9 protein-coding genes are annotated in these 11,527 nt (G+C 63.1%); 3 read left to right on the top strand and 6 right to left on the bottom strand.

Annotated elements, in window-relative coordinates:
- Positions 1–50: 50 nt before the first annotated feature.
- From htpX to def, 4 genes are all read right to left on the bottom strand, one after another.
- Complete coding sequence (gene htpX / locus C2L66_RS00165) at positions 51–908, bottom strand: zinc metalloprotease HtpX (protein ID WP_060599452.1); 858 nt, start codon at positions 906–908, stop codon at positions 51–53.
- A 104-nt stretch (positions 909–1,012) separates the two neighbouring features.
- The gene (locus tag C2L66_RS00160) at positions 1,013–1,663 is read right to left on the bottom strand and encodes a LysE family translocator (protein ID WP_060599453.1); all 651 of its coding nucleotides are present in this window, start codon (positions 1,661–1,663) and stop codon (positions 1,013–1,015) included.
- A 100-nt stretch (positions 1,664–1,763) separates the two neighbouring features.
- Entirely contained in the window at positions 1,764–2,747 is a 984-nt protein-coding gene (gene fmt / locus C2L66_RS00155; protein WP_060599454.1) for a methionyl-tRNA formyltransferase, read from the bottom strand.
- A 31-nt stretch (positions 2,748–2,778) separates the two neighbouring features.
- Positions 2,779–3,282, bottom strand: a complete 504-nt coding sequence (def, locus tag C2L66_RS00150) for a peptide deformylase (protein ID WP_054929395.1) — start codon at positions 3,280–3,282, stop codon at positions 2,779–2,781.
- Positions 3,283–3,537: 255 nt separating this feature from the next.
- Here def and dprA point away from each other — a divergent pair, with 255 nt between their 5' ends.
- From dprA to C2L66_RS00135, 3 genes are all read left to right on the top strand, one after another.
- Positions 3,538–4,716 (top strand): DNA-processing protein DprA, encoded by a 1,179-nt coding sequence (dprA, locus tag C2L66_RS00145; protein WP_060602405.1) that lies wholly within the window; start codon positions 3,538–3,540, stop codon positions 4,714–4,716.
- 54 nt (positions 4,717–4,770) lie between these two features.
- The gene (locus tag C2L66_RS00140; RefSeq protein WP_054929394.1) at positions 4,771–5,148 is read left to right on the top strand and encodes a thioredoxin family protein; all 378 of its coding nucleotides are present in this window, start codon (positions 4,771–4,773) and stop codon (positions 5,146–5,148) included.
- A gap of 306 nt (positions 5,149–5,454) precedes the next feature.
- On the top strand, positions 5,455–8,112 hold the full coding sequence (locus C2L66_RS00135; protein ID WP_054929393.1) for a DNA topoisomerase III: 2,658 nt from the start codon (positions 5,455–5,457) through the stop codon (positions 8,110–8,112).
- 114 nt (positions 8,113–8,226) lie between these two features.
- Here the strand turns inward: C2L66_RS00135 and C2L66_RS00130 are convergent, their stop codons facing one another.
- Positions 8,227–9,321 carry a LysR family transcriptional regulator gene (locus C2L66_RS00130; RefSeq protein ID WP_054929392.1) on the bottom strand — a complete coding sequence of 365 codons (1,095 nt, stop codon included), beginning with the start codon at positions 9,319–9,321 and terminating at the stop codon, positions 8,227–8,229.
- Positions 9,322–9,653: 332 nt separating this feature from the next.
- Positions 9,654–11,510: a phosphoenolpyruvate carboxykinase (GTP) gene (locus tag C2L66_RS00125; protein WP_060599455.1), complete on the bottom strand. Its 1,857-nt coding sequence runs from the start codon at positions 11,508–11,510 to the stop codon at positions 9,654–9,656.
- Positions 11,511–11,527 lie beyond the last annotated feature (17 nt).

Here is an 11,527-nt window from a genome sequence, read left to right as displayed (position 1 = left end):
GCCCCTTTGCGATGCTGCCGCGAAAGTCCGGCCGCTACCGGCCGGCGCGCTTAGTCGAAGCGTCCCGTACGCGCCATTTCCATCAGACGCGCAATGCGCTCCTCGGTGGCCGGGTGCGTCGAGAACAGGTTCGCGATGCCGCCGCCGGACAACGGATTCATGATCATCATCTGCGCGGTGGCCGGGTGCGCCTCGGCCGTCGGAAACGGGATGCCGTTCGCATAGCGGTGGATCTTGTCCAACGCCGACGCAAGTGCTTGCGGATCGCCCGAAATCTGCGCGCCGCCGCGGTCCGCTTCGAACTCACGCGCACGGGAAATCGCCATCTGGATCAGCGCGCCCGCGATAGGCGCAAGCAACGCGACGGCGATACTCGCGATGGGATTCGACGGGCGGCCATTCTCGTCGCGCCCGCCGAAGAACATCGCGAAATTGGCGAGCGCCGAGATCGCGCCAGCCATCGTGGCCGAAATGGTCGAGATGAGAATGTCGCGGTGCTTCACATGCGCCAGTTCGTGCGCCATTACGCCGCGCATTTCACGCTCGGACAGCACCCGCAGAATGCCCGTCGTCGCAGCGACGGCTGCGTGTTCCGGATTGCGGCCCGTCGCGAAGGCATTCGGCTGGTCTTCATCGATCAGGTAGACGCGCGGCATCGGCAGGCCGGCGCGCGTCGAGAGTTCGCGCACCATCCGGTAGAACTGCGGCGCACTCGTTTCGTCGACTTCCTGCGCGTTGTACATACGCAGAACCATCTTGTCCGAAAACCAGTACGAGAAGAAATTCATCCCGAGCGCGATCAGCAACGCGAGCATCATGCCGCGCTGGCCGCCGATCATGCCGCCGATCACGATGAAGAGTGCCGTGATCGCGGCCATCAGCATCGCGGTTTTCACCCAGTTGAACATTTCAAAGACTCCTTGCCCGCCACGCGGTTCTATATCCGTGCCGCCTTTTCGCGGCGAATGATTGTAAGCAATCTGTTAGATAGGGGCGAGCGTGAAAAATTCAATCACCGCGTTGCCGTGGCAAGCCTGATTCCAAGCCCGACGAACGCACTGCCCACCGTGCGGTCCAGCCATTTCTTGACGCCGGGCTTGCCGGAGAAGCGGCGCGTGACGCTGCCCGCAACCCACGCAACAAAGCTGTTCCACGCCATGCTCATGACGACGAACACGACGCCGAGCGCGAGAAACGAAAGGATCTTGTGGTTGCTGTCGGCGCTCACGAATTGTGGAAAGAACGACACGAAGAACAGCACAACCTTCGGATTCAGCACATTGGTCCAGAAACCTTGCATGAAAAGTTGGCGCAACGACTTCGGCGCGCCGGGCGCGCCCCTCATTCTGGTCGAGCCCGTGGCCTGGCTGGCTTCGGGCTTGACCAGGATGAGACGCACGCCCAGATACACGAGATAAATCGCGCCGACGAACTTGATCACCGTGAAGGCCGTGGCCGATGCTGCCAGCAGCGCGGTCAGCCCGAACGCGCACGCTAGCGAGTGCACGCAGCACCCGGCCGAAATGCCGAGCGCCGACATCAGCCCCGCGCCGCGCCCCTGCGCAACGCTTCGGCCGACGATGTAAGCCGTGTCGGGACCGGGCGTGACGTTGAGCAGAAAGACAGCAACGACGAAAAACTCGAAATGGGTGATGCCGAACATGAAATCCTCTTCAGGCGGAGTTGCACCGAAGATTCTAACGCGCCGCGCGAACGCGGCGCGCCCTGGCCGAACGGCAGATAGTGCGACGAGGCGAACGCCGTTATTGTGATTGTGCGAGGTCGAACCGCTGGCCCGTGGCCAGCGTCGAGCCGGCCAGGAAATCGCGTACCGGCAGGCGTTTGCCGCCCGGTTTCTGCAGTTGCGTGATGCGCAACGCGCCGTCGCCGCATGCCACGACAACGCCGTCGGGCGATACACCGACAACCGTGCCGGGTTCGGCCCGGCTCGGGGCGTCGATCGCCTCGGCGGACCAGATTTTGATCACCGTGCCGTCGAGCGTCGCCGCGCCGCCGGGGAACGGGTCGAACGCGCGAACCTGGCGCGCCAGTTCGGCCGCCGGGCGTCGCCAGTCGAGCGCCGCTTCCTGCTTGCCGATCTTCTCCGCGTAGGTTGCACCGTCGGCAGGCTGAGGCGTCGCGGCGAGCTTGCCGCTGCGCTCCAGTTCGATCAGCGCGTCGACGATCAGCTTTGCGCCCGCTTCGGCGAGGCGGTCGTGCAACGTAGCCGTCGTGTCGGTGTCGTGGATCGGCGTGCGAACCTCGGAAATCATCGCGCCCGTGTCGAGGCCCGCGTCCATCTGCATCAGCGTGATGCCCGTTTCGGTGTCGCCCGCTTCGATTGCGCGGTGAATCGGTGCCGCGCCGCGCCAGCGCGGCAGCAATGAAGCGTGAATGTTGATGCACCCATGCGGCGCAATGTCGAGCACTTCCTGCGGCAGCAGCAGGCCGTAGGCGGCCACCACCATCACGTCGTGCGGCGTGGCGCGTAGCTGGTCGATAGCGGCCGTGGCTTCGGCCGGGAATTTGCCGTTACGGCGCAGCGAAGGCGGCTGCGCGACCTCGATGCCGTGCTCCTGCGCGTAACGCTTGACCGGGCTTGCCTGCAATTTCATGCCGCGGCCTGCCGGACGGTCCGGCTGGGTCAGGACGAGCGGCACGGGAAAACCGGCCTCGTGGATCGCGGCGAGCGCCGCGGCGGCGAATTCCGGCGTGCCGGCGAAGATGACGCGCAACGAATGACTCATGTGCTGATGGCGGAAGCGGTCGGAAAGCGCGTCACATCGCGTGCGCGAGCTTTTTCATCTTGCTCTTGATGCGCGTTTGCTTGAGCGGCGACAGATACTCGACGAACACCTTGCCCATCAGGTGATCCATTTCGTGCTGGATGCAGACGGCGAGCAGCCCTTCGCAATCCAGCTCGAAGCTTTCGCCCTTCTCGTTCAGCGCACGCACGCGCACTTTCTCGGCCCGTTCGACGTTGTCGTAGATACCCGGCACCGAGAGACAACCCTCTTCGTGAATCTCTCGCTCGTCGCTCGACCAGATGATCTCCGGGTTGATGAACGCGCGCAGTTCGTCGTGCGCATCGGATACGTCGATCACGATCACGCGTTCGTGCACGTCCACCTGCGTCGCGGCGAGCCCTACGCCGGGCGCGGCGTACATCGTCTCGGCCATGTCGGCGACGAGCTTGCGGATACGGTCATCGACCTTGTCGACCGGCTTCGCGATCTTGTGCAGACGCTTGTCCGGGTAGTTGAGGATGTTGAGTAAAGCCATGGTCCTGAAATTGATTGGGCGCCGACGCAGTTGTACAAGTCGCGCGATTGGCCATTCGGCCAGGTTGTTCGCCAGGCGCGACACGCACAGGATAGATAGTGGCCGAACCGTGTTGATTCAACGCCAGTTCGATGTTCGAGCGCATGTCCGCAGGCTCGCGCGGGCGCGGCACAGCAGTGGTTTCGGAATATTTCGGATGATGAAAATTTTAGCATGGCGACTGAAAGGCTGGTTGCCGTGCGCGAGGACACAGCCATGCAGACGCTTCCCCTGACTGACCAGGAACTCGCCGCCTGGTTGCGGCTTTCGACGGCGCCGGGTCTGAACCCGGCCGCCCTGCGCCGCTTGCTCGCCGCCTTCGGGCTACCCGAAGCCGTGCTGTCCCAGACGTTCGCGGCGCTCGCCGAAGTCACCAATGAAGCCACCGCCCGGGCCGCGCTCGCGCCGCCGCCAGCGGATTTTCCCGCGCAGCTCGACGCGGTGCGGGCGTGGCGCGAGCCGCCCGGCAATGTGCTCGTCACGCTCGACGATCCCGCCTATCCGCCCCTGTTGCTGACAATGCCCGATCCACCGCCGCTGCTATATGTAAAGGGCCGGGTCGAACTGCTGCACGCGCGCAGCATCGCGGTAGTCGGCAGCCGCAGCGCGACGCCGCAAGGTATCGAAGACGCGACCCGTTTCGCTCGCGCCTTTTCGGACGCCGGGGTGACCGTGGTCTCGGGGCTTGCGTCCGGCGTCGATGGCGCGGCGCATCGCGGCGCGCTTCAAGGGCGCGGCAGCACGGTTGCCGTCATCGGCACGGGCGCGGATCTCGTCTATCCCGGCTCGCATCACGCTCTCGCGCACCAGATTGCCGGACACGGCGCGCTCGTGTCGGAATGGCCGCTTGGCACACCCGCCCGGTCCGCCAATTTCCCGCAGCGTAACCGGCTGATCGCGGGGCTCGTCGGCGGCGTACTGGTCGTCGAGGCGGCGATGCGCTCCGGCTCGCTGATTACGGCACGGTTCGCGAACGAGATGGGGCGCGACGTGTTCGCGATTCCGGGTTCCATCCATGCGCCGCTCGCGCTCGGCTGCCATCGGATGATCAAACAGGGCGCGAAACTCGTCGAAACGCCGGAAGATGTGCTGGAAGAACTCGGCTTTGCCACTCCGCCGCCGCCCGCACCCACGCAGGCACCCCGGCTGCGGGCAGTCCCGAAGCCGTCTCAGGCCGGGGACGGCACCCCGCCAGAAAGCGGCACGCCGGTGCCGCCGGAGGCCCGCCGCCTGCTCGATGCGCTCGGCCACGCGCCCGCCACGCTTGAAATCCTGGCCGAACGCACCGACATGGACGACACCTTGCTGCAAAGCACGCTGCTGCGGCTCGAACTGGCGGGAGAACTCTGTGCGCTACCCGGCGGCCGGTACGTCCGCGCGGCGCGCAACGGGTGACGCCTCGTGCTACATTCGCGCCAAATAACCCATGCAATACCGAAGGAAACCGCCATGCCCGCGCTGAACCTGGACACCGACGCGAAACGGATCGCCGAGCTCGTGACTGACAGCGAGACGCTTTTCGTTGCATGTTTGTGTGCGGAATGGTGCGGAACCTGTCGCGAGTACCGAACCGCGTTCGACACGCTTGCGGACAGGCATCCTGACATCTGCTTCGCATGGATCGATATCGAGACTCACGCCGACCGTTTCGACGACCTTGACGTTGAGAATTTCCCCACAATTCTTATAGAAGACGGCGTGACTACCCGTTTTTTCGGAACGGTCTTGCCTCAGGCGTCGATTGTCGAGCGGATGCTGGTCGATCTGACCGCGCTGCCCGGCGTCAAGGGCGCGCCGAAAATGCGCCCCGCTCTGCTCGAAGCCTGAGCCGGCCGTGAAACGCCGGGATTGTCCCGGCCCCGTTTTGCAGACTTGTCACGGGCGCGGAACGGCACCTGCAAGGAATCGTTGCGCAAAACGGGAAAAGCGGCACGGGACGGACGCGAAACCGCCGTCAGGAGCGGCCGTCACACGCTTGCCCAATTGATCTGGGCGCAATTAAGTTCACCCGCTTTTTTGGGCCCACCGGTTGCCGTTGCGGCGGCGTGTGCTATAAAGCGGTCGTTAATGGGTGCCAAACCCGGGTTGGAAAACCCGAGGTCCCAACCCGAATCCACCAATTTATTTTCAGTCATGTCCAAAGCACTGATCATCGCCGAAAAGCCATCCGTCGCGAACGACATCGCGCGGGCTTTGGGCGGTTTTACCAAGCATGACGAGTACTTCGAAAGCGACGATTTCGTCCTTTCGTCGGCGGTCGGCCATCTCGTCGAGATCGCTGCGCCGGAAGAATATGAAGTCAAACGGGGCAAATGGAGTTTCGCCAACCTCCCCGTTATTCCGCCGCATTTCGATCTGCATCCAATCGCGAAAAGCGAGTCGCGGCTGAAAGTCCTGAACAGGCTGATCAAGCGCAAAGACGTCGATCGCCTGATCAACGCATGTGACGCGGGGCGCGAGGGCGAGCTTATTTTTCGCCTGATCGCGCAGCACGCAAAAGCGAAGCAGCCGGTACAGCGCCTGTGGCTGCAGTCGATGACGCCCGCCGCGATCCGCGACGGCTTCGCGCAACTGCGCAGCGACCACGACATGCAACCGCTCGCGGATGCCGCACGCTGCCGCTCGGAAGCGGACTGGCTGGTCGGCATCAACGGCACACGTGCGATGACCGCGTTCAACAGCAAGGGCGGCGGCTTCTTCCTGACCACCGTCGGCCGCGTTCAGACGCCGACGCTGTCGATCGTCGTCGAGCGCGAAGAGAAGATTCGCCGCTTCGTGCCGCGCGACTATTGGGAAGTGAAGGCGGAATTCGTCTGTGCGGCGGGCTTCTACGAAGGCCGCTGGTTCGACCCGAAGTTCAAGAAAGACGAGTTCGATCCGGAGAAGCGCGATTCGCGCCTCTGGAGCCTGCCGGCTGCCGAAACGATCGTCGCCGCCTGTCGCGGCCAGACGGGCATCGTGACGGAAGAATCGAAGCCGTCGACGCAACTGTCGCCCGCGCTCTTCGACCTCACCAGTCTGCAGCGCGAAGCCAACGGACGTTTCGGCTTTTCGGCCAAGAACACGCTCGGGCTCGCCCAGGCGCTGTACGAAAAGCACAAGGTGCTGACCTATCCCCGTACCGACGCGCGCGCGTTGCCGGAAGACTACCAGGAGACGGTCAAGCACACGCTGGAAATGCTCAAGGAGAGCAACAACTATCTTCCTTACGCGAAGCAGGTGCTCGACAAGGGCTGGGTGAAGCCGAACAAGCGCATCTTCGACAATTCGAAGATCAGTGATCACTTCGCTATCATCCCGACGCTGCAAGCGCCCAAGGCGCTCTCCGAACCCGAGCAGAAGCTGTACGACCTCGTCGTCAAGCGCTTCCTCGCGGTGTTCTTCCCGGCTGCCGAGTTCCGCGTGACCACGCGTATCACGGAAGTCGTCGGCCATCATTTCAAGACCGAAGGCAAGGTGCTCGTCGAGCCGGGCTGGCTGCAGATCTATGGCCGCGAGACGGCCGGCGAGGACGCGAATCTCGTCCCCGTTCAGAAGGGCGAGAAGGTCAAGACGGACAAGATCGCCGCGCAGCAACTCGTGACGAAACCGCCCGCACGCTACAACGAAGCAACGCTGCTGTCGGCGATGGAAGGCGCGGGCAAACTCGTCGAAGACGACGAACTGCGCGAGGCCATGGCGGCAAAGGGTCTCGGCACGCCGGCTACGCGCGCGGCCATCATCGAAGGTCTGCTAGGCGAAAAGTATCTGGTCCGCGAAGGGCGCGAACTGATTCCGACCGCGAAGGCTTTCCAGTTGATGACGCTGCTGCGCGGCCTCGACGTGAAGGAACTGACCGCGCCGGAACTGACGGGCGAATGGGAATACAAGCTGTCGCAAATGGAGCGCGGCAAGCTGCCGCGCGACGCGTTCATGCAGGAAATCGCCCGCATGACGCAGACCATCGTGAAGCGCGCGAAGGAGTACGACTCCGATACGATTCCCGGCGACTACGCGACGCTGCAAACGCCTTGCCCCAATTGCGGCGGCCAGGTGAAGGAAAACTACCGGCGCTTCGCCTGCACGAAGTGCGAGTTCTCGATCTCCAAGATTCCGGGCGGCCGGCAGTTCGAGATCGAGGAAGTCGAAGAGCTCTTGCAGAAGAAGCAAATCGGTCCGCTTTCCGGTTTTCGCAGCAAGATGGGCCGTCCGTTTTCGGCGATCCTCAAGCTCTCGTTCGACGACGAAACGAAGAACTACAAGCTCGAGTTCGACTTCGGCCAGGATCAGGGCGGCGAAGACGGCGAGGCGCCGGACTTCTCCGAGCAAACGCCCGTCGGCGTGTGCCCGAAGTGCGGCGGCAAGGTGTTCGAGCACGGCATGAGCTATGTCTGCGAGAACTCGGTTGCGAATCCCAAGACCTGCGACTTCCGTTCTGGCAAGGTGATCCTGCAGCAGGAAATCGCGCGCGAGCAGATGGCGAAACTGCTGGAGGATGGCCGAACCGACCTGCTGACGAACTTCAAGTCGTCGCGCACGGGCCGCAACTTCAAGGCATTCCTGGTGAAGCAGAGCGACGGCAAGATCGGCTTCGAGTTCGAAAAGAAGGAACCGAAGGAAGGCGCAGCGAAGAAGACGGCCGCGAAGTCCGCAGCCAAGGCGGCGCCCGAGTCCGAGAACGACGAGGCGGCGAACGAGGCACCGGCAAAGAAGGTCGCAGCGAAGACGGCTGCAGCCAAGAAAGCGCCTGCAAAGAAGGCCGCCACCAAGACGACGGCGGCGAAGACCGCAGCTCGCAAGACGGGTTCGTAAAGCTGCCTGCGCGCGTAGCTACAGACGCACGCAAGCAAGCGCATAGCAAAAAGCGCAGTCACCTAACGGTGACTGCGCTTTTTTATCGTCTATCCGGAACGCCGCCGCGTCGCCTCAATGCGTCGGCGAAACGATGCCGCGTGAACGGTTCAGCGTGCGCGTGGCCGGCTTGGCCGGAGGAATCTCGCCGTCCAGCAGGCTCGACAGCGGCTCGGCGCCGTCGAACGCCTCGGGTGGCATCGACATGGCCGTCGATTCGAGCATCGACGGCGCGCGCTCCACGCCGTCCTTCACCCATTGTTCGCCAAGCTTGCTGTTCGGCGTCTGGTTGAAATGCTCGACGAGGTGGTCGATGAACGTGCGGACCTTTGCGGGCAAATGCCGCCGGCTCGGATATGCGATGTTGATCTCGACCTGCGGCAGACGGTAGTCGCTCAGGAGCCGCACCAGCTTGCCGCGCGTCGTGTCGCGTCCGATCAGATAGCTCGGCAGGATGGCGATGCCCATGCCGAGCAACGCGAACTGACGCAGCATTTCCGTATTGTTGGCGACGATCACGTTCGTCGGCCGCACACGCACTTCACCGTCCGGGCCGGTAAACACCCGCTCGTCGCCCCAGTATTCGGACGGCAGCGACAGGCAAGGATGCTCCAGAAGCTGTTCAGGCCGCGTCGGCGTGCCGTGCTTCTCCAGATACGCCGGAGTCGCGCAGACGGTCATGCAGCCCGTCGTGAGCCGCCGCGTGACGATACTTGCGCTGCGCATATGCCGCGCGATCACGACGCCGACATCGAAGCCTTCTTCGACGAGATCGACCTGCCGGTCCACCAGCGTCACATCGGGAATCACCTTCGGATAGCGCTCAGCGTACGTCTGAAGCACGGGCGCAAGGTTATGCAAACCGAACACGACTGGCGCGACGATGCGTAGCGTGCCGACAGGCTCGTGATTCCGCGCGACGACCATTTGCTCGACGTCTTCGAGCTCGTCGAGAATCTGCCGGGCGCGTTCCAGATAAACCTGACCGGATTCGGTCAGCGAGAGACTACGTGTGGTGCGATTCAGCAGTCGGGTACCGAGGCGACCTTCCAGATCAGCAACGTGACGGGTGGCGACTGCGTTTGAAATATCCATCGCGCTAGCCGCGCGGGCGAAACTTCCGAGATCCGCCACTTTGACGAAAACTCGCATCGACTGCAAATGATCCATGGACAACTCCTGCCGTATTACCGCTCCCCCGCGAACAGGAAGCACATTTGGGATTTTCCTACGACTAGGGAAATCCTGCAGAAGTTGCCTAAGAAAGCAGAAATTTTATGAAAATTTGAGTCAATATCTTAAGGGACGGAATAGCACAGGGTCTATTGTTCCCATTGTCGAAACAGTTTGCTGCATCGCGTCGGAATCGCACCGGTAGCTCGAACAGCGAAAGCGACGCGTCGGTAGCAGAATGGGGGTCGAAAGGTGGCGCCAAAATGGCCGAAATGACGAAAAAGCCGCCCGGGGGCGGCTTTGTCGTGGGTTAGTGAATGCTCACGACATCACGCGGCCAGCTTCTTCTCCAGCGCATTCCGCGTATCTTGCAGTGCCACAGGCAAGCCGTGCTTCAGCGTGTCGAACAATTCGCTATGCAATGCGAGTTCCTTGCGCCACGCGGCATCATCGACGGAAATGACCTGTTCGAACTGCTGCCGGGTGAAGTCGAGCCCGCTCCAGTCGATGTCTTCGTAGCGCGGCGAGACGCCAAATGCATGCTCCTCGCCCTCCGCCTTGCCTTCGATCCGGCCGATCATCCAGCGCAGCACGCGCATGTTTTCACCGAAACCCGGCCACACGAACTTGCCGTCGTCGCCCTTGCGGAACCAGTTGACGCAGAAAATCTTCGGCGTGCGCGCGCTCATCTGCTCCAGTTTTGCGCCCGTCTCGAGCCAGTGGCCGAAGTAGTCGCTCATGTTGTAGCCGCAGAACGGCAGCATCGCGAATGGATCGCGCCGCACGACGCCTTGCTGGCCGGCTGCGGCTGCCGTCGTTTCCGAGCCCATCGTCGCGGCCATGTAGACGCCTTCGACCCAGTCGCGCGCTTGCGTCACGAGCGGCACGGTCGTCGAGCGGCGACCGCCGAAGACGAACGCGTCGATCGGCACGCCAGCCGGATTCTCCCAATCGGCGTCGATCGACGGGCATTGCGAGGCGGGCGCCGTGAAGCGCGCGTTCGGGTGCGCGGCCTTGCGCCCCGTTTCCTTCGCGATTGCGGGCGTCCAGTCCTTGCCCTGCCAGTCGATCAGATGCGCGGGCGGCTCGTCCGTCATGCCTTCCCACCAGACGTCGCCGTCGTCGGTCAACGCGACGTTCGTGAAGATCACGTTTTCCTTCAGCGTCGCCATTGCATTGAAGTTGGTCTTTTCGCTCGTGCCGGGGGCCACGCCGAAATAGCCCGCCTCCGGGTTGATCGCGTAGAGCCGGCCGTCCTTGCCGGGCTTGATCCACGCGATGTCGTCGCCGATCGTGGTGATCTTCCAGCCGTCCATGCCCTGCGGCGGGATCAGCATCGCGAAATTGGTCTTGCCGCACGCCGACGGGAACGCCGCCGCGACGTGGTGCTTCTTGCCTTCAGGCGACGTCACGCCGAGCACCAGCATGTGTTCGGCGAGCCAGCCTTCGTCGCGGCCCATCGTCGACGCGATGCGCAGCGCGAAACACTTCTTGCCGAGCAGCGCGTTGCCCCCGTAGCCCGAGCCGTAGCTCCAGATTTCACGCGATTCGGGGAAATGAACGATGTACTTCGTCTCGTTGCAAGGCCACGCGACGTCTTTCTGGCCCGCCGCGAGCGGCGCGCCGACGGAATGCACGCACGGTACGAATTCGCCGTCCTCGCCGAGCACGTCGTACACCTTGCGGCCCATGCGCGTCATGATCCGCATGTTCGTGACGACGTATGGGCTATCGCTCAACTCGACGCCGATATGCGCGATCGGCGAACCGAGCGGGCCCATCGAGAACGGCACGACGTACATTGTGCGGCCGCGCATTGCGCCGTCGAACAGGCCGTCGAGCGTCGCGCGCATCTCGGCGGGCGCGATCCAGTTGTTGGTGGGGCCTGCATCGTCGCGATGCTGGGAACAGATGAACGTGCGATCCTCGACACGCGCGACATCGGAAGGATCGGACCACGCGAGATAGGAATTGGGCCGTTTGGCCGGGTTGAGTTTCTTGAGGGTGCCCGCCGCGACCATCTGCGCGCTCAGACGGTCATATTCCTCCTGCGACCCATCGCACCAGACGATCCGCTCCGGTTTTGCCAGGGCGGCCACACGCTGCACCCACTCGATCAGTTTTTGATGTTTGACCCAGGCAGGCGCTTCGAGGGTCGAATGGCCTGCAAATGCGGGATGATTCATCGAGCTGTCTCCGTTTT

Source organism: Paraburkholderia caribensis, from assembly GCF_002902945.1.
Lineage (GTDB): Bacteria > Pseudomonadota > Gammaproteobacteria > Burkholderiales > Burkholderiaceae > Paraburkholderia > Paraburkholderia caribensis.
The sequence above is the reverse complement of the archived record's forward strand: the minus strand, read 5'-3'. Positions and strand labels throughout refer to the sequence as shown.

Coding starts and splice junctions, on each gene's coding strand:
- C2L66_RS00130 (WP_054929392.1), bottom strand. CDS start 9,321: ATGGATCATTTGCAGTCGATGCGAGTTTTCGTCAAAGTGGCGGATCTC.
- dprA (WP_060602405.1), top strand. CDS start 3,538: ATGCAGACGCTTCCCCTGACTGACCAGGAACTCGCCGCCTGGTTGCGG.
- fmt (WP_060599454.1), bottom strand. CDS start 2,747: ATGAGTCATTCGTTGCGCGTCATCTTCGCCGGCACGCCGGAATTCGCC.
- C2L66_RS00135 (WP_054929393.1), top strand. CDS start 5,455: ATGTCCAAAGCACTGATCATCGCCGAAAAGCCATCCGTCGCGAACGAC.
- C2L66_RS00140 (WP_054929394.1), top strand. CDS start 4,771: ATGCCCGCGCTGAACCTGGACACCGACGCGAAACGGATCGCCGAGCTC.
- htpX (WP_060599452.1), bottom strand. CDS start 908: ATGTTCAACTGGGTGAAAACCGCGATGCTGATGGCCGCGATCACGGCA.
- C2L66_RS00160 (WP_060599453.1), bottom strand. CDS start 1,663: ATGTTCGGCATCACCCATTTCGAGTTTTTCGTCGTTGCTGTCTTTCTG.
- C2L66_RS00125 (WP_060599455.1), bottom strand. CDS start 11,510: ATGAATCATCCCGCATTTGCAGGCCATTCGACCCTCGAAGCGCCTGCC.
- def (WP_054929395.1), bottom strand. CDS start 3,282: ATGGCTTTACTCAACATCCTCAACTACCCGGACAAGCGTCTGCACAAG.